The sequence below is a fragment of the Propionivibrio pelophilus DSM 12018 genome, from assembly GCF_059569095.1.
This window is the reverse complement of the sequence record NZ_JCANUT010000001.1, coordinates 59161-75548: the sequence shown is the minus strand read 5'-3', so window position 1 is coordinate 75548 and position 16388 is coordinate 59161. Positions and strand designations below refer to the sequence as shown.

18 protein-coding genes are annotated in these 16388 nt (G+C 62.6%); 13 read left to right on the top strand and 5 right to left on the bottom strand.

The window, feature by feature from the left end; genetic code table 11:
• The first annotated feature begins 282 nt into the window (after nucleotides 1-282).
• The 5 genes from xylF to xylA all read left to right on the top strand — a co-directional run bounded on the left by xylF (nucleotide 283) and on the right by xylA (nucleotide 6244).
• The gene (xylF, locus tag BO74_RS00410) at nucleotides 283-1293 is read left to right on the top strand and encodes a D-xylose ABC transporter substrate-binding protein (RefSeq protein WP_496439203.1); all 1011 of its coding nucleotides are present in this window, start codon (nucleotides 283-285) and stop codon (nucleotides 1291-1293) included.
• A 72-nt stretch (nucleotides 1294-1365) separates the two neighbouring features.
• Entirely contained in the window at nucleotides 1366-2904 is a 1539-nt protein-coding gene (gene xylG / locus BO74_RS00405) for a D-xylose ABC transporter ATP-binding protein (RefSeq protein ID WP_496439202.1), read from the top strand.
• Nucleotides 2905-2946: 42 nt separating this feature from the next.
• A complete protein-coding gene (locus BO74_RS00400; protein WP_496439200.1) occupies nucleotides 2947-4092 on the top strand; it encodes a sugar ABC transporter permease in 1146 nt (381 codons plus the stop codon).
• Nucleotides 4093-4118: 26 nt separating this feature from the next.
• Nucleotides 4119-4880, top strand: coding sequence for a polyphosphate--glucose phosphotransferase (gene ppgK / locus BO74_RS00395; protein ID WP_496439199.1), 762 nt, complete (start codon nucleotides 4119-4121; stop codon nucleotides 4878-4880).
• 47 nt (nucleotides 4881-4927) lie between these two features.
• Nucleotides 4928-6244, top strand: coding sequence for a xylose isomerase (xylA, locus tag BO74_RS00390; protein ID WP_496439198.1), 1317 nt, complete (start codon nucleotides 4928-4930; stop codon nucleotides 6242-6244).
• A gap of 129 nt (nucleotides 6245-6373) precedes the next feature.
• Here xylA and BO74_RS00385 read toward each other — a convergent pair whose 3' ends face one another.
• From BO74_RS00385 to BO74_RS00375, 3 genes are read right to left on the bottom strand one after another with little or no spacing between them, the layout of a single operon-like run.
• Nucleotides 6374-6811, bottom strand: coding sequence for a YybH family protein (locus BO74_RS00385; protein WP_496439196.1), 438 nt, complete (start codon nucleotides 6809-6811; stop codon nucleotides 6374-6376).
• Nucleotides 6811-7842: a lipopolysaccharide heptosyltransferase II gene (gene waaF, locus BO74_RS00380; protein WP_496439195.1), complete on the bottom strand. Its 1032-nt coding sequence runs from the start codon at nucleotides 7840-7842 to the stop codon at nucleotides 6811-6813. Before waaF ends, BO74_RS00385 begins: the two co-directional genes overlap by 1 nt.
• A 10-nt stretch (nucleotides 7843-7852) precedes the next feature.
• Nucleotides 7853-8038 carry a zinc-finger domain-containing protein gene (locus tag BO74_RS00375; RefSeq protein WP_496439194.1) on the bottom strand — a complete coding sequence of 62 codons (186 nt, stop codon included), beginning with the start codon at nucleotides 8036-8038 and terminating at the stop codon, nucleotides 7853-7855.
• Nucleotides 8039-8219: 181 nt separating this feature from the next.
• On the opposite strand from BO74_RS00375, the gene BO74_RS00370 reads away from it, so the two are divergent.
• The 5 genes from BO74_RS00370 to BO74_RS00350 are packed head-to-tail and all read left to right on the top strand — an operon-like array spanning nucleotide 8220 to nucleotide 12517.
• Nucleotides 8220-8666, top strand: coding sequence for an NUDIX hydrolase (locus BO74_RS00370; RefSeq protein WP_496439193.1), 447 nt, complete (start codon nucleotides 8220-8222; stop codon nucleotides 8664-8666).
• The gene (locus BO74_RS00365) at nucleotides 8663-9244 is read left to right on the top strand and encodes a hypothetical protein (RefSeq protein ID WP_496439192.1); all 582 of its coding nucleotides are present in this window, start codon (nucleotides 8663-8665) and stop codon (nucleotides 9242-9244) included. Before BO74_RS00370 ends, BO74_RS00365 begins: the two co-directional genes overlap by 4 nt.
• Nucleotides 9234-10343, top strand: a complete 1110-nt coding sequence (mnmA, locus tag BO74_RS00360; protein WP_496439191.1) for a tRNA 2-thiouridine(34) synthase MnmA — start codon at nucleotides 9234-9236, stop codon at nucleotides 10341-10343. The genes BO74_RS00365 and mnmA overlap by 11 nt, the downstream gene beginning before the upstream one ends.
• 33 nt (nucleotides 10344-10376) lie before the next feature.
• Nucleotides 10377-11594 (top strand): AGE family epimerase/isomerase, encoded by a 1218-nt coding sequence (locus BO74_RS00355; protein WP_496439190.1) that lies wholly within the window; start codon nucleotides 10377-10379, stop codon nucleotides 11592-11594.
• Complete coding sequence (locus BO74_RS00350) at nucleotides 11594-12517, top strand: carbohydrate kinase family protein (RefSeq protein ID WP_496439189.1); 924 nt, start codon at nucleotides 11594-11596, stop codon at nucleotides 12515-12517. Before BO74_RS00355 ends, BO74_RS00350 begins: the two co-directional genes overlap by 1 nt.
• Nucleotides 12518-12565: 48 nt before the next feature.
• Here the strand turns inward: BO74_RS00350 and BO74_RS00345 are convergent, their stop codons facing one another.
• Nucleotides 12566-13174 (bottom strand): glutathione S-transferase, encoded by a 609-nt coding sequence (locus tag BO74_RS00345; RefSeq protein WP_496439188.1) that lies wholly within the window; start codon nucleotides 13172-13174, stop codon nucleotides 12566-12568.
• A 141-nt stretch (nucleotides 13175-13315) separates the two neighbouring features.
• Between BO74_RS00345 and purB the strand changes: the two genes are divergently transcribed.
• The 3 genes from purB to BO74_RS00330 all read left to right on the top strand — a co-directional run bounded on the left by purB (nucleotide 13316) and on the right by BO74_RS00330 (nucleotide 15597).
• Nucleotides 13316-14683: an adenylosuccinate lyase gene (gene purB, locus BO74_RS00340; RefSeq protein ID WP_496439187.1), complete on the top strand. Its 1368-nt coding sequence runs from the start codon at nucleotides 13316-13318 to the stop codon at nucleotides 14681-14683.
• A gap of 11 nt (nucleotides 14684-14694) precedes the next feature.
• A complete protein-coding gene (locus BO74_RS00335; protein ID WP_496439186.1) occupies nucleotides 14695-15015 on the top strand; it encodes a DUF2322 family protein in 321 nt (106 codons plus the stop codon).
• Between the two features lie 129 nt (nucleotides 15016-15144).
• Nucleotides 15145-15597, top strand: coding sequence for a c-type cytochrome (locus tag BO74_RS00330; RefSeq protein WP_496439184.1), 453 nt, complete (start codon nucleotides 15145-15147; stop codon nucleotides 15595-15597).
• A 46-nt stretch (nucleotides 15598-15643) separates the two neighbouring features.
• Here BO74_RS00330 and BO74_RS00325 read toward each other — a convergent pair whose 3' ends face one another.
• Entirely contained in the window at nucleotides 15644-16360 is a 717-nt protein-coding gene (locus tag BO74_RS00325) for a cytochrome b/b6 domain-containing protein (RefSeq protein ID WP_496439183.1), read from the bottom strand.
• Nucleotides 16361-16388 lie beyond the last annotated feature (28 nt).

Below are 16388 nucleotides of genomic sequence, written 5' to 3'. Positions count from 1 at the left end.
CTGCCGGGAGAAAGAGGAGGGGTTGATGGTTCAGACAGTCAAATTGCAGGCATCCGTGCGCCATCGGTGCGTCTTTGTCACCGCGCGTGTGCGCATTTTTGCGGCCCTTTCATTGCATAACATCCCGTGAAGTGTTCGCGGCGAGGCGTGATCGGAGTCTTTCCGGGTGCGTGTCGCCGGTTTGTTGCTGCGTGGTGAGCCTCCGTCGGCGTCCTGCCGGCGGGTTCCGTTCGATGTGGTTGTCCTGCCGGGGTGCGCCCCGTTAATTGAAGGAGAATTCAGATGAGCCGTTTCACAGTCCGCCGTACCCTTTTGTCCGTTCTCGTCGCGGCAGCCGCGTGCGTTTCCATGCCGGCCATGGCGTCCAAGGAAAAGCCGGTCATCGGCTTTTCGATCGACGATTTGCGCGTCGAACGCTGGGCCCGCGACCGCGACTACTTCATCGAGGCGGCCAAGCAGCTGGGTGCCGAAGTCAACGTCCAGTCGGCGGATGGTGATACCGCCAAGCAGGTGTCGCAGATCGAGAACCTGATTTCGCAGAAGGTCGATGCGCTGGTGATCGTGCCGAAGGACCAGTCGACGTTGTCTAACGTGCTTCGTGAGGCCAAGAAAGCCGGGATCAAGGTCGTCTCCTACGATCGCCTGATCAAGAGCCGGAACATCGACGTCTATATCTCGTTCGACAACGAGCGCGTCGGCTTCATGCAGGGCGAGGCGCTGATGAAGGCGATGCCGAACGGCGGCGGTGTTTATGTGCTTTCCGGAGATCCCGGCGACAACAACGCCAAGTTGTTCAAGGCCGGGGCGATGAAGGCCATGGAGCCGGCGATCAAGAGCGGCAAGGTCAAGATTCTCGGCGAGCAGTCCGTCAAGGACTGGCTGCCATCGAACGCGCTGTCCATCGCCGAAAACGTCCTGACGAAGCACCAAAACAAGATCGACGGCTTCCTCGGCCCGAATGACGGCACCGCCGGCGGCATCATCCAGGCGCTGGCCGGCCAGAAGCTCGCGGGCAAGGTGCCGGTCACCGGCCAGGACGCTGAACTCGCGGCCTGCAAGCGCATCCTCGCCGGAACGCAGACGATGACGGTCTACAAGTCGTTGCGCCTGATCGCCACTGAAGCCGCCAAGGTGTCAGTGGCTCTGGTCAAGGGCGAGAAGGTCAGCTACAAGGCTGAAAAGGCCGAAGGCGGCATTCCGCAAATCCTCCTCGACCCGATCGTCATCACCAAGGAGAACATGGACACTTTGGTCAAGGACGGCTTCTATACCAAGGAGCAACTCGGGCTGTAATCGTCATGGCACGGCGGCGAGGGGTTCCCGCCGCCGTGCGTGGGCGTGTTCATTTTTTCGGGACGGAGGATCATGGCCGAGTATCTGCTTGATATGCGGGGTATCGTCAAGGACTTCAATGGCGTGAAGGCCCTTGACGGCATCGACCTCAAGGTGCGCGCCGGCGAAGTCGTCGGCTTGTGTGGCGAGAATGGCGCGGGCAAGTCGACGCTGATGAAGGTGCTGTCGGCGGTTTATCCCTACGGTACCTGGCAAGGCCAGATTTTCTGGGATGGAAAGGAGCTCAAGGCCACGTCGATCCGCGAGACCGAGGAGGCGGGCATCGTCATCATCCACCAGGAACTGATGCTGGTGCCGCAGCTGTCGGTCGCGGAAAACATCTTCATGGGCAACGAGATCAAGCTGCCCGGCGGACGCATGAACTACTCGGCGATGTACAAGCGTGCCGAGGAATTGATGGCCGAACTGAAAATGCCGGACGTCAATGTGGCCTTGCCGGTATATCACTACGGTGGCGGCCATCAGCAATTGATCGAAATTGCCAAGGCGCTGAACAAGAAGGCACGGTTGCTGATCCTCGACGAGCCGACGTCGTCGCTGACCAAGTCGGAAACTGAAATCCTGCTCGACATCATCCGCGATCTCAAGCGCAAGGGCGTGGCCTGCGTGATGATTTCGCACAAGCTCGACGAGATTGCCGCCGTCTGTGACACCATCAGCGTCATCCGCGACGGCACGCACGTCGGTACGCGGCCGATGAGCGGCATGGATACCAACGAGATCATCACCATGATGGTCGGTCGCGAGATCAAGAACCTTTTTCCGCGCGAAGAGCATCCGATCGGCGAGGTGTTCTTCGAGGCGCGCAACGTGACCTGCCTGGACGTCAACAATCCCCGGCGCAAGCGGGTCGACAACATTTCCTTCCAGCTGCGCAAGGGCGAGATTCTCGGCGTCGCCGGCTTGGTCGGCGCCGGACGCACCGAACTGGCAATGGCCATTTTCGGTTGCTATCCCGGGCAGTACAGCGCCGAGCTGTGGCTCGATGGCCGGAGAATCTCCGTTGATTCGCCGCGTGCGGCGGTGACGCAGGGCATCTGTCTGGTGCCGGAGGATCGCAAGCGCCACGGGATCGTTCCCCTGCAGGGCGTCGGCGCCAACATTACGATGGCGGTGCTCGGCGATTATGCCCGGCACGGCGTGATCAACGCCGAAAAGGAGTTGTGCCAGATCGAGAAGTCGATTGCCCGCATGCGCATCAAGACGGCTTCGCCGGACCTGCCGATCCGCGGGCTGTCCGGGGGCAACCAGCAGAAGGCCGTGCTTTCCAAAATGCTGCTGCCCAATCCGAAAGTGTTGATCCTCGACGAGCCGACGCGCGGCGTCGATGTAGGCGCCAAGTACGAAATCTACAAGCTGATGTTCGAACTGGTCCGGCAGGGGCTGTCGATCATCATGATCAGCTCGGAATTGCCGGAGGTTCTCGGGATTTCCGACCGCGTCCTCGTTATCGGCGAAGGCCAGCTGCGGGGCGATTTCATCAATGACGGGCTGACCCAGGAGCAGGTGCTCACCGCCGCGCTCGGTCAGTCGGCGGCGCTGGCCGCCTGATCCGCACTCACTTCAAGACTTCACAGGGAAGGTGACACGAACATGACGACCCGCGATTTCAAACGGTTTTTTGCACAATACAAGATTCTCGCGCTGCTGCTCGCGATCGCGATGATCTGGCTGTTCTTCGGACAGCTGACCGACGGCGCCTTCCTGACGCCGCGCAACTTCTCCAACCTGCTGCGGCAGATGGCCATCACCGGGATGCTGGCCTCGGGCATGGTGTTCATCATCATCTCCGGGGAGATCGATCTCTCGGTCGGTGCATCATTGGGGCTGCTCGGCGGTATCGCGGCAATCCTCGACTACACCTACCAACTGCCGATGCCGCTGATCATCCTGATCGTGGTGACGCTCGGCATCGGCATCGGCCTCTTCAACGGCTACTGGGTGGCCTACCTGCGCGTGCCGTCGTTCATCGTCAGCCTGGCCGGCTTCCTGGCGTTCCGCGGCATTCTGCTCGGCATCACCAAGGGAACGACCGTGCCGCTGGAGTCCGAGCCGATGATCATGATCGGGCAGGCGTATCTGCCGATCATGCTCGGCAATCTCCTCGGCGTCGCGGTGTTCGCGCTGATGGCTTTCCTGACCTTCCGGACCCGCGCTGGACGGGCGCAACATGGTCTGAGCGTGCCGCCGCTCTGGCAGGATCTCGGCAAGCTGGGCGTGATCGGTGTGCTGATCGTCGGTTTCGTCTATACGCTCAACCAGTACGAGGGGATCCCCGTTCCGGTCCTCGTGACGCTGGTCATCCTCGGTATTTTCAGTTTCATGGCCAACCAGACGGTGTTCGGGCGGCGGATCTATTCGGTCGGTTCCAACCTCGAAGCGACGCGTCTTTCCGGCGTCAATGTGCGGGCGGTGAAGATGCTGGTGTTCGGCATGATGGGGTTAATGGCCGCGTTCGCAGGCCTGACCACCACGGCGCGTCTCGCCGCCGGTTCTCCTTCCGCCGGGACGCTCGGCGAACTCGATGCGATCGCTTCCTGCTTCATCGGCGGCGCGTCGAGCCGCGGTGGCGTCGGGACGGTCTATGGCGCCCTGATCGGCGCATTGATCATGGCCAGTCTCGACAACGGCATGTCGATGCTCGGCGTCGAGTCCTTCTGGCAGATGATCGTCAAGGGCGCGATCCTGCTGCTGGCCGTGTGGATCGACGTGGTGTCGGGCGCCGGCAGCGAACGCTGAAAAACGGATAGCGAGAGGACGTCATCGTGCAAATTCTGGGAATCGATGTGGGCGGCACGGGCATCAAGTCCGCGATCGTCGAGACGGAAACCGGCGAACTCGTCAGCGAGCACTTCCGGGTCGAAACGCCGCGGCCGGCTACGCCAGAGGCTGTCGGGGAGACGCTGCGTGCGGTCGTCGAGCGCCATCGCTGGAACGGGCCGGTCGGCATCGGCTTCCCCGTCGCCATCCAGCACGGCATTTCGCGCACGGCGTCGAATGTCGACAAGTCCTTCATCGACCTGCCGATCGCCGACTATTTCAGCCGCCAGATCGGCATGCCGGTGCATATCGCCAACGACGCCGACGTGGCCGGGATGGCCGAGATGCGCTTCGGCGCTGGCAAGGATCACCCCGGCGTGGTACTGATCGTCACGATCGGCACCGGCCTCGGGACCGCCTTGTTCAGCGCGGGGCACCTGCAACCGAATACCGAGCTCGGCCATGTTTATTTGGAGAACGGGCACGAAGCCGAGCGTTACGCCTCCGAGGCGGTTCGCGTGACCCAGGGCTTGTCCTGGGAGGTCTGGGGCGATCGCCTCAACCTCTATCTGCGTACCTTGGAAGCGTTGCTCTGGCCGGATCTCATCGTGCTCGGCGGTGCAGTCAGCGCCACGCTGCACGAATTTGCCCCGATGCTCACCACCAAGGCGCCGGTCGTCGCGGCCAGCTTCCTGAACCAGGCCGGCATCGTCGGCGCGGCTCTCTACGCCGAGGAAGAATTGAACAACCCCCACGCGGCAATGTGACTTGCTCACCTGCACCGCGGAAGCGATTAACCCAAGGAGAAACGTAAATGACAGAAAGCTATTTCTCGGCGATCGAGCCGATTCGTTATGCCGGGCCGGATAGTGACGACCTGTTGACTTACCGCTGGTACGACGCCAAGCGCGTCGTTCTCGGCCGGACGATGGAAGAGCACCTGCGCATCGCCGTCTGCTATTGGCACACCTTCTGTTCCAACGGCAGCGACATGTTCGGCAGCGGCACCTTCGACCGGCCCTGGCACAAGGGAGGCGATCCGCTGGCACTGGCCGAGCGGAAACTCGATGAAGCGATGGCCTTCGTGCAAAAGCTCGGCGTTCCCTTCTACACCTTCCATGACCGCGACCTCGCGCCGGAACTGGGGCCGTTGCGCGAGAGCCAGAAGGCCTTCGCCCACATGGTCGACAAGGCGGCGGAAGCGCAGGAACGGACCGGCGTGAAACTGCTTTGGGGCACCGCCAATCTTTTCTCCCATCCACGTTACATGGCCGGTGCGGCAACCAACCCCGATCCTGAGGTGTTCGCCTGTGCGGCCGTGCAGGTGCGCGATGCGCTCGAAGCGACGCATCGCTTGGGCGGGGAAAACTACGTCCTCTGGGGCGGGCGCGAAGGCTACGACACGCTGCTCAACACCGACCTCAAGCGCGAACTCGACCAGTTCGGTCGTTTCCTCTCGATGGTCGTCGAACACAAGTACAAGATCGGCTTCACGGGCCAGATCCTGATCGAGCCGAAGCCAATGGAACCGACCAAGCACCAGTACGATTTCGACGTGTCCACCGTCCATGGCTTCCTCAAGCAGTACGGTCTGGAAAAAGAGGTCAAGGTCAACATCGAATGCAACCACGCCACACTGGCCGGGCACAGCTTCGAGCACGAAGTGGCGCTGGCCACGGCGCTGGGCTGCTTCGGGTCGGTCGATGCCAACCGCGGCGACTCGCAGAACGGCTGGGATACCGACCAGTTCCCCAACGACGCCGGCGAGGCGGCGCAAGCCTTGTACCACGTGCTCAAGGCCGGCGGTCTGACCCAGGGCGGTTTCAACTTTGATGCAAAGATTCGTCGCCAGAGCGTGGACGCCGTCGACCTCGTGCATGCCCACGTCGGCGGCATCGATACGCTGGCGCATGGCCTGCTGATCGCCGCGCGGATGATCGAGGACGACAAGCTCGGCACCTTCAAGGCACAACGTTACGCCGGTTGGGACGGCGATCTCGGTCAGCGGATCATGACCGGAAAAGCCGATCTTGCCGCGGTGGCCGACCTGGTCACGAAGGAGGGGCTCGAACCGACCCCGCGTTCCGGGTGTCAGGAGATGCTTGAGAACATCGTCAACCGCTACATGTGATCGGGAGAGAGGCGGAGAGGAAACTCTCCGTCGACTTGGATAAGCGCTGAAATATTCGTCACCCCGGCGAAGGCCGGGGTCCAGTTCGTTCAACTTTCTGGATTCCGGCCTTCGCCGGAATGACGAATGTCAGTGCAGCGTGTGTTTCTTCGTATCGAGGTCGTCGTCCCCGCCGTCCGAGGCCTCGGCCGCCGCCGAGGTATGCCGCGAAAGCAATCGCCAGCCGTTGGCGCCGCGGATGAAGACGTTGGTGGTCAGCATCGGGCCGTGGGTCGTCCGGTCGTTTTCCAGATACAGGGTTTCAACGACGCTGTGCACGCAGAGCAGCAGGCTTTGCCAGCGAATCTTGCTGCGGATATGTACGGAAAAGCGCGGGTTGCTCTCGAAGATCGAGCGCCAGCTTTCGCGGATGGCGGCATGGCCGTCCATGCGCTGCCCGGTCGGATGGATGCAGACGATTTCCTCGTCGTCGGACCAGGTGGCCATCAGCGCGTCCAGATCGGCACGTCCGATCGCTTCGTAAAAGGCTTCTTCGGCGTCTTCCGCCGTCGTGTAGATGGTACTCATCAATCCTCTCCGTTCAGGTCGGCCGCCAGGCAGGCCTCCAGCACGCGCTGCGGCGTGAGTTTGTTCAGGCAGTCCAGATGGCCGAGCGGACATTCGCGCTTGAAACAGGGGCTGCAGTCGAGATTGAGGCTGAGGATCGTCGCCCGGTCGGAGAGCGGGGGCGTGAATCCGGGCGAGGACGAGCCATAGACGGCCACCAGCGGTTTCCCCAGTGCCGCGGATACGTGCATCAGTCCGGAGTCGTTGCAGACGACGAAATCCGCGGCGCCGATCAGGTCGATGGCTTGCGACAGCGAAGTTTCGCCGCAGAAATTACGCGGCGAGGCGTTCCGCGACAGTTGGATGATCTCGTCGCCGCCGACTCTGTCCTTTCCCGAGCCGAGCAGCCAGATGGCGTAGCCACGCGCGGACAACGCATCGGACAGCGTCGCGAAATGGCGTGGCGGCCAGCGCTTGGCCGGGCCGTATTCGGCGCCGGGGCAGAAGACGGCGATGCGCGCCGGACGCTCGATGCCGAGCGCGGACAGCGTTGCCGCCTGTTGTTCCGGTGTCGAGGTCAGGCGGGGGTATTCGACCGGACGGATGAGCGGCGATCCGGGCGCCTGTGCCAGCTGGGCGAAGCGTTCGGCCATCTGCGGCAGCGCGGTCTCGTCGAGTGTGTGGCGAATGTTGAGCAGGCCGTAGCGCGCTTCGCCGGTAAAACCGATGCGTTCCGGAATGCAGGCGAAGAAGGGAATCAGTGCCGATTTCGCCGAGTTGGGCAGGACGTAGGTTTGCCGGTAGCGGCGTTGCGCGAGTTGCCGTCCGAGGCGGAAACGTGCGGCGAGCGACAGTTCGCCGTGGGCGAACGGGTTGTCGATGATCTCGCCGATTTCCGGCATGCGGCGAAGCACCGGCGCGACCCAAGGCGCGGCAAGCGCGTCGAGTTGCAAACCGGGAAACGTCTGGTGCAGGCGCATGAACAGCGGCTGCGCCATGACCGTGTCGCCGATCCAGGCCGGAGCGACGACCAGTGCGCGGAGGGCGCTCATGCGCGGCGTGTCAGTGTCCCTTGGGCGCCTCGCCCTTGAAGACGTAGTGGGTGCTGCAGTAGGGGCAGGTCACTTCGCCGGTGTGCAGCACATCGAGGAAGACCCGCGGATGCTGGTTCCAGGCGGTGGCGCCGGCAGGCGGGCAGTGCAGCGGCAGGTCGTGAGCGGTGACTTCGACGGTCTTGTTGTCGGCCATGGTCGTTTCCGGGTGATGGAGTGTTCGAATATTCTGGATTGTTCTGTATCGGGCGGTCGCCGGCGGGAGGCTGGGCCTGTTCCGGTGCGTTGCCGGCGCGCGGACAGGCGGAAATTCTAGCCGATTTCGCTGCCGGGATGGCGCTAGAATACGCCCTTTGCAGAACCCGAGGCATCCCCCCATGATCTGGAAACCCCATGTCACCGTGGCCGCGATCATCGAGCGCGACGGCAAATTCCTGCTGGTCGAGGAAGAAACCGACGAAGGCATCCGATTCAACCAGCCGGCCGGTCACCTGGAGTGCGAGGAGGCGTTGACCGACGCAGTCGTGCGCGAGGCGCTGGAGGAGACCGGCTATGCGTTCGCGCCGCGCTTCCTGGTCGGCGTCTACAACTGGCGCCACCCGGACAAGGACATCACCTACCTCCGCTTCGCCTTCGGCGGCGAGATCACCGGCCACGACCCCGAGCGCCAACTCGATACCGGCATCATCGGCGCGCGCTGGCTGTCGCTGGATGAAATCCGGGCCACGGCCGGCCAGCACCGCAGCCCGTTGATCCTGCGCTGCATCGAGGATTGGCAGGCCGGCAAGCGCTATCCGCTGGAACTGATCACCCATTACGCATGATGGCTCGCTGGCTGCGCCTGTGCCTTGGCGCATTGATCGCATTGGGGGCGTTTTCCGCCGCTGCGGTGGAGCGTGTCCCTGTCTGCTTCAACTACGGGTGCCTGGCGCAGGCCGAGGTCGAGTTCAGCGACGACCAACTCGATGAACTCGGGTATTCGCTCGTCGTGGCACGCGATGCGGAGGAAGAACGCGCGGCGATCAGTCAAGCCGTCGGGCGTCTGCTTGGCTGGGCAGGGCAGCAGGCGCCGATTTCGGCGGATCGCGGCGGCAACTATGCCGACGATGCTGTGTATGGACGAATGGATTGCATCGATCACGCAACGACGACCACTCGCTTGCTGGGACTGATGGAGCGGCGTGGCTGGTTGCGTTTCCACCGCGTGCTGGAGCCGGCCCTGCGGTCGCGTTTCCTGTTGTTTCAGCATTGGTCGGCGCTGATCGAGGAAACCTCGGTAGATACCGAGGACGTGAGTCATGCGCGTTATGTCGTGGATAGCTGGTTTTTTGACAATGGCCGGCCGGCGGCGGTGATGCCGCTGGCGGCGTGGCTGGATGGGGAGAGCCCGAATGTCGAGTGAAGGCAAGGGAAAAACGGTGGTCGTCGGCCTGTCCGGCGGTGTCGATTCGTCGGTGGCGGCGCTGTTGCTCAAGCAGCAGGGCTGGAACGTCGTCGGCCTGTTCATGAAGAACTGGGAGGACGACGATGACGACGAATACTGTTCGTCGCGCCAGGATCTGATCGACGTGATGAGCGTCGCCGACACGATCGGCATCGATGTCGAGGTGGTGAATTTCGCGAAGGAATATCGCGAGCGCGTGTTCTCGATCTTCCTCAAGGAATACCAGGCCGGCCGCACGCCGAACCCGGACGTGCTGTGCAATTCGGAGATCAAGTTCAAAGCCTTCCTCGACCACGCGCTGCGGATGGGCGCCGAGAAGATCGCCACCGGCCATTACGCCGGCGTGCGCGAATTCAATGGTCGTTTCCAGCTGCTGAAGGCAGAGGATGGCACCAAAGACCAGAGCTACTTCCTGCACCGTCTGAATCAGGCGCAGTTGTCGAAAACGCTGTTTCCACTGGCCGAGATCTACAAGCGCGACGTGCGCAAGATGGCCGAAGACGCCGGTCTGCACGTGGCGGTGAAAAAGGATTCGACGGGCATCTGCTTCATCGGTGAGCGGCCGTTCAAGGAATTCCTGATGCGCTACCTGCCGCCGAAGAAGGGCGAAATCCGTTGTTTCGACGACGAGCGCGTGCTTGGCGAACATGACGGCCTGACCTATCACACACTCGGCCAGCGCAAGGGCCTGCAGATCGGTGGAGTGAAGGGCGGCAAGGGCGCCGATACCGGCGAGCACGAGGCGTGGTTCGTGGCGAAGAAGGACATGGCGCGCAACATCCTTTACGTCGTGCAGGGCCACGAGCATCCGGCACTGCTTTCGGAAGAGCTGCGTGCCGACCAGCTTTCGTGGATATCGGGCGAGGCTCCACATACGCACTGGGTCTATGGTGCCAAGACCCGTTACCGCCAGGTCGACGCGCCGTGTGAAATCGAGCGCGTCGACGCGGATGAGTGTCTGATCCGCTTCGCCAGCCCGCAATGGGCGGTGACGCCAGGGCAGTCGGTAGTGGTGTATGAGAGCCGGGTGTGTCTCGGCGGTGGCGTCATTCTGTGAACGTTTTCCCGTCTTTGTTGTTCGGCGAATAACATGGTCATTCCTCCGTCACCCGATTTTCGCTCCCCGGGTTTTCTGCGCCGGCACATCGCCTGGATCATGGATTTCTACGCCGACCGGGCGATCGACCCGAGCGGCGGCATGTACCACTTCTTTCTCGATGACGGGACGGTCTATGACGCGCGCACGCGGCACCTCGTCAGCGCCACGCGCTTCGTGATCATCCACGCCGTGCTCTTCCAATTGACTGGCGACGAACGTTTCCGTGAGGGGGTGCGCCACGGCGTCGACTTCCTGCGCCGGGCGTTCCTCGATCCGCTGACCGGAGGCTACGCCTGGCTGATCGATTGGCACGAGGGCAAGGCCACCGTGCTCGACGCCACGCGCCACTGCTACGGGATGGCCTTCGTCATGTTGGCCTACGCGCACGCATTCAAGAGCGGCGTTGCCGAGGCGCGCGGCTGGCTGGCCGAGACCTTCGACGTGGCCGAGCAGCGTTTCTGGCTGGGAGATTCTGGCCTATACGCCGACGAGGCCGCACCGGACTGGACGCTCTCGCCGTACCGCGGGCAGAACGCCAACATGCACGCCTGCGAGGCGATGATCTACGCTTACGTCGCGACCGGCGAACGCCGCTACATCGAACGTGCGGAGACGCTGGCGCACAACATCACCGTCCGGCAGGCTGCACTGGCCGACGGCCTCGTCTGGGAGCACTACCACGCCGACTGGAGCGTCGACTGGGACTACAACCGGCGCGACAAGAGCAACATCTTCCGTCCATGGGGCTTCCAGCCCGGGCATCAGGCCGAATGGGCCAAGCTGCTGCTGCAGCTCGACGCCCGCCTGCCCGCCGACTGGCACCTGCCGCGCGCCGAGGCGCTGTTCGAAGCGGCGGTCAGCCGCGCCTGGGATCGGCAGCACGGCGGCCTGTACTACGGCTTCGCGCCCGACGGCCGTATCTGCGATGGCGACAAGTACCACTGGGTGCAGGCCGAATCGTTCGCCGCGGCGGCGTTGCTAGCGCAGCGTACCGGCAAGGGGGACTACTGGGCGTGGTATGACCGCATCTGGGACTACTGCTGGTGCCATTTCGTCGATCACCAGAACGGCGCCTGGTTCCGCATCCTCGACCCGGCCAACCTCAATCACACACGCGAAAAAAGCCCGGCCGGCAAGGTCGATTACCACGATATCGGCGCCTGTTTCGACGTGTTGCGCGCGCTGGGCAAATTGCCGGAAGGTTTGTGATGAGCGATTTCCCACTTTTTGCCTCGTTTGGCGAGGCCCTCACAGATCTGATCCGGCGTGACAGGAATACGTGGACGAGCGTTCCGGGTGGCGCGCCATGGAATGTCGCGCGGGTAATGGCTCGCTTCGGTGTGTCGAGTGCGTTTGGCGGCGCAATCAGCCGGGATTGTTTCGGCGATGCGTTGTGGCGGGAGAGTGAACAGGCCGGGCTCGACCTGCGTTTCATGCAGCGTCAGGATAAATCGCCGCTGCTCGCCGTCGTGCACGAGACGCACCCGCCAAAGTACTTCTTCGTCGGCGACGATAGTGCCGACTTGCATTTCAACGTCTCCACGCTGCCGGCTGGCTGGGAGAACGGCGTGCGCTGGGCGCATTTTGGTGGCATCAGCCTGGCGCGGGAACCGCTTGCCGGGCGTCTCGTGAGTCTCGCCGAGCGGCTGCACGAACAAGGCGTCTGCATCAGCTACGATCCCAATTTCCGTGCCGTGATGGACGAGCGCTACGACCCCGTTCTGAGGCGCATGATGGCCGTCGCCGACCTCGTCAAAGTTTCCGAGGAAGACCTGCGCGGGTTGTTCCGCACTAACGACGAAGAGGGCGCCTTTGCCCGTCTGCGCGCCATGAACCCCGATGTGCCGGTCCTATACACGCGAGGCGGGGAAGGTGCCGCGCTGTACGTCGGCGAGCGGTTTTGGCGTGCCGTACCGCCGGAAATCGAGGTAATCGACACCGTCGGTGCCGGGGACTGCAGCCTGGCCGGTTTGCTGGGCAGCCGGTTGCACCATCCCGAACGAGGGTGGGACGCCCATTTGCGCGCTTCGGTGGCGGCCGGATCCGGTGCCTGCCTGGCCGCGGGAGCGACGCCGCCGGCCGATGAACTCGTTGAACGCCTGGCTGCCGAGGTTCAGGTGAGCGAAGGGTGAACGGCAGAAGGGCCGCTTTCGCGGCCCTTCGTGTTCCTTGAGTCTCGTTCAGCCCTTCGGTACCGACTCGGCAAATGCCGGGCGCTGCATCAACTTGTCGTAAAGGCGGGCAAGATTCGGATGTGTTTCGCGCCAGTCGATTTCCGGGAAGCGGAACGCCAGGTAGCCCAGCGCGCAGCCGGTGGCGATGTCGGCCAGCGACAGGTGGTTGCCCATGCACCACGGGCTCTCGCCGAGTTCTTTGGCCATGTATTCCAGGCCGCGGGTGATCTTGTCCTGCTGGCGGGCGATCCAGTCGGCGCTCTGTTGTCCCTCCGGGCGTTTCATTTCCAGGAAGATCAATGCGGCCGCATCGCAAACCCCGTCAGCTAGGGCCTCCCAGCGTTTTACTTCCGTTCGTTCGCGGTTGGGGGCGGGCATCAGCTTGTTGTTCGGGGCGACGTTGTCGAGGTATTCACTGATCACCCGCGAATCGAAAAGCACCGTCTCGTCGTCCAGCGCCAGCACCGGGATCTTGCCCAGCGGATTGATGTTGGGAACATTCGATTCCGGCGTCCAGGGGGAATCGATCTCGAATTCGCATTCGATCTTTTTCTCCGCCAGCACGACGCGCACCTTGCGGACGAAGGGGCTGGTAAGGGATCCGATAAGCTTCATGGGTGTCTTCGAGGGTGGCAGGGGAGGTGTCTATCGCTCTGGATTATATACCAACAGTGCGACGCGATTTTTGGGAGAGAAGTCCGGAAAAGGTAGAATACAGACCCTTTTCCGGCTCCACGTTTTCACAGGTCAGACGCCATGTTGCTTGATACTCTTACATCCCTTTCTCCGCTCGATGGACGCTACGCCGGCAAGGTCGATGCGCTGCGTGCCCAGTTTTCCGAGTACGGACTGATCCACCGTCGCCTCCAGGTCGAGATCGAATGGCTGAAGGCCTTGGCCGCCGAGCCGCATTTCGCCGAGATCCCGGCGTTCTCGCCGGCCACCGTGGCCGAGCTGGACCGGCTGGTCGAAAGCTTCGGTCCGGAGCAGGCCGCCGAAGTCAAGGAGATCGAGGCGGTGACCAACCACGATGTGAAGGCCCTCGAATACTGGATCAAGAAGAAACTCGCGGACAACGCGGAGGTCATGCTCGTCTCCGAGTTCATCCACTTCGCCTGCACCTCGGAAGACATCAATAACCTGTCGCACGCCCTGATGCTCAAGGCGGCACGCGATGAAGTGATGCTTCCGTCGCTGGACAAGGCGATCGCCCGTCTGCGCGATCTGGCGCACGAGCACGCGGCACTGCCGATGATGTCGCGCACGCACGGCCAGCCGGCGACGCCGACGACACTGGGCAAGGAGGTGGCCAACGTCGTCTATCGCCTGGAGCGCGGCCGCAAGGTAATCGCCGACGTCAGTCTGCTCGGCAAGATCAATGGCGCGGTCGGCAACTACAACGCGCATCTGGCCGCATACCCGACCTACGACTGGGAAAGCTTCGCCAGGCGCTTCGTCGAGTCGCTCGGCCTCGAATTCAACCCCTACACGATCCAGATCGAGCCGCACGACGCGATGGCCGAACTGTTCGACGCCTTCGCCCGCGTCAACACGATCCTGATCGACCTCGGCCGCGACGTGTGGGGCTACATCTCGCTCGGCTTCTTCAAGCAGAAGCTGAAGGCCGGCGAAGTCGGCTCGTCGACGATGCCGCACAAGGTCAATCCGATCGACTTCGAGAACTCGGAAGGCAACCTCGGTCTGGCCAATGCCGTGCTGCGCCACCTCTCGGAAAAGCTGCCGATCTCGCGTTGGCAGCGCGACCTGACCGATTCGACCGTGCTGCGCAACATGGGCGTCGCGCTCGGCTACACGCTGCTCGCCTACGATTCGCTGCTGCGCGGCTTGAACAAGCTGGAAGCCAACGCCGACAGCCTGTGCACCGACCTCGACGCCAACTGGGAACTCCTCGCCGAGCCGATCCAGACCGTGATGCGCCGCTACGGCATCGCCAATCCGTACGAAAAGCTCAAGGAATTGACCCGTGGTAACCGGATTTCGCGCGAGGGCATGCAGGAATTCGTGAAAACGCTGGAGCTCCCCGAGACGGTGAAGGAAGAGCTGCTCAAGCTCACGCCGTGGGACTACACCGGCAAGGCGGCCGAACTGGCGCGCCGGATCTGAGGGGAAGGATCATGTCGCAATTTGCCGATAACCTGAAGAAACTGCCCGGAATTTCGCATCTGGCAGCGATCAACCTGCTCGACGCCGAAGGCAACGTCGTCGCGGTGATCGAGAACAAGGCGGGCAGCCAGGGTTCGCTGGCCGTTTACAACCACCTTGCGCAAACCTACGGCGCCATTTCGCCGGACGCGGCCCGCAAGGGACTGGAAATCTACGCCGAGCACACCGAAGATGCCCGCCAGCATCCGGGTAAGCATCCGAACATTGATCGCTTGATTGCCGTAGCCGACGAGAAAAAAACGTTGCGCGTCAAGCACGTTTTCGCTGTCTGAGAAAAAACGGGCCGGATCGATGGCGAACTTCTGATAACCATCGTTGACTAAAGGGTGTTGTACGGTCGGGGCAGTCTCTGCCCCGATTTTTGTTAACCGCTCGGTTAATCCGCTCTGTGGAGATGAATCATGAAGAAAATCCTCGCAACGCTCGTTCTCGTGACTTTCGCTGGAGCCGCCATGGCGCAGCAGACGCTGAAGCCCGAAGAGATGATCAAGTATCGCAAGTCGGCCTACAGCTTCATGTCGTGGAACATGGGCAAGATCAAGGCCAATCTGGATGGCAGCTTCAACAAGGAGCAGACGGAAGCCGCGGCCAAGGCGGTGGCGGCAGTTGCCAATTCAGGGCTCGGGGCGTTGTTCGGTCCGGGGACGGACAAGGAAGTCGGCGGAGAGAAAACCCGCGTCAAGGCGGAATTCTTCCAGCAGCAGGACAAGGTCCGCGAACTGGCCATGAATTTCAACAAGGAAGCCAACGAACTTGCGAAAGTGGCGGCGACGGGCGACAAGGCGGCGATCCAGGCGCAATTCGGCAAGACCGGCGGAACCTGCAAGGCCTGTCACGACAATTTCCGCAACTGACGAATCGTCAGGATGCCCGCGTGGCGCGGGCATCCGTTCTGGAGACTTACCAAGCCGGCGCTTGCGGTGTCACTGCCGCCGGGGGTGATTCCGCCAGCTTGATCCACAGTCCCGACGCGGCATAAACGGCGGCGCCTGCCACGCTCACCGCGACAATCAGGGCGATGATCCCTCCGCCTCGGATCGGAGCAACTTCGTCTTCCGGTTCGACGGCCTTCCAGCCATCGATCATCGGCCTGACCAGATTCTCCTTCTTGACGTGCGCGTAGAAGGCAATTGCCACGATGTGCAGGACGACCAGGGCGATCAGGGCATTGATCGCCAGGCGATGGTAGCCCACCAACGTATCGCTCGATTCCTTGCTCACCAGTTCAAAAAGCGGGCCGCGAAAGGCGATGTCGTCGTTGGCGAACAGTCCGGTGCCAACCTGGATGCACAGGAATACCAGCAACGCGAGGACCGACAGGGCGCCGAGCGGATTGTGGCCGATTCCGCGCCACGTGCCGCGAAGGTAGGCGGCGATCCCCGCCTGGGTGGGGAAAAAACTGGCGAAACGCGCCGGCGTCGGGCCGACAAAACCCCAGACGAGCCGGAAGGCGAGCAGGGCGAGTATGGCCAGGCCGATTCGGCCATGCCAGACGATGGCGTTGCCGCCAATCTTGCCGCTGGCCACGGCGGCAATCACGAGGATGACGAGCAGCCAGTGGAAAAGCCGGGTCGGCAGATCCCACAGCTTGATGCGGGCGGGTGTTGCATTGGTCATGTTCCTTCTCCGGGCAAAAAAAACGGGC

Coding starts and splice junctions, on each gene's coding strand:
- xylG (WP_496439202.1), top strand. CDS start 1,366: ATGGCCGAGTATCTGCTTGATATGCGGGGTATCGTCAAGGACTTCAAT.
- BO74_RS00345 (WP_496439188.1), bottom strand. CDS start 13,174: ATGAAGCTTATCGGATCCCTTACCAGCCCCTTCGTCCGCAAGGTGCGC.
- purB (WP_496439187.1), top strand. CDS start 13,316: ATGTTGCTTGATACTCTTACATCCCTTTCTCCGCTCGATGGACGCTAC.
- BO74_RS00365 (WP_496439192.1), top strand. CDS start 8,663: ATGATGGCTCGCTGGCTGCGCCTGTGCCTTGGCGCATTGATCGCATTG.
- BO74_RS00375 (WP_496439194.1), bottom strand. CDS start 8,038: ATGGCCGACAACAAGACCGTCGAAGTCACCGCTCACGACCTGCCGCTG.
- mnmA (WP_496439191.1), top strand. CDS start 9,234: ATGTCGAGTGAAGGCAAGGGAAAAACGGTGGTCGTCGGCCTGTCCGGC.
- BO74_RS00385 (WP_496439196.1), bottom strand. CDS start 6,811: ATGAGTACCATCTACACGACGGCGGAAGACGCCGAAGAAGCCTTTTAC.
- BO74_RS00400 (WP_496439200.1), top strand. CDS start 2,947: ATGACGACCCGCGATTTCAAACGGTTTTTTGCACAATACAAGATTCTC.
- BO74_RS00370 (WP_496439193.1), top strand. CDS start 8,220: ATGATCTGGAAACCCCATGTCACCGTGGCCGCGATCATCGAGCGCGAC.
- BO74_RS00355 (WP_496439190.1), top strand. CDS start 10,377: ATGGTCATTCCTCCGTCACCCGATTTTCGCTCCCCGGGTTTTCTGCGC.
- BO74_RS00325 (WP_496439183.1), bottom strand. CDS start 16,360: ATGACCAATGCAACACCCGCCCGCATCAAGCTGTGGGATCTGCCGACC.
- BO74_RS00330 (WP_496439184.1), top strand. CDS start 15,145: ATGAAGAAAATCCTCGCAACGCTCGTTCTCGTGACTTTCGCTGGAGCC.
- BO74_RS00350 (WP_496439189.1), top strand. CDS start 11,594: ATGAGCGATTTCCCACTTTTTGCCTCGTTTGGCGAGGCCCTCACAGAT.
- xylF (WP_496439203.1), top strand. CDS start 283: ATGAGCCGTTTCACAGTCCGCCGTACCCTTTTGTCCGTTCTCGTCGCG.
- xylA (WP_496439198.1), top strand. CDS start 4,928: ATGACAGAAAGCTATTTCTCGGCGATCGAGCCGATTCGTTATGCCGGG.
- waaF (WP_496439195.1), bottom strand. CDS start 7,842: ATGAGCGCCCTCCGCGCACTGGTCGTCGCTCCGGCCTGGATCGGCGAC.
- BO74_RS00335 (WP_496439186.1), top strand. CDS start 14,695: ATGTCGCAATTTGCCGATAACCTGAAGAAACTGCCCGGAATTTCGCAT.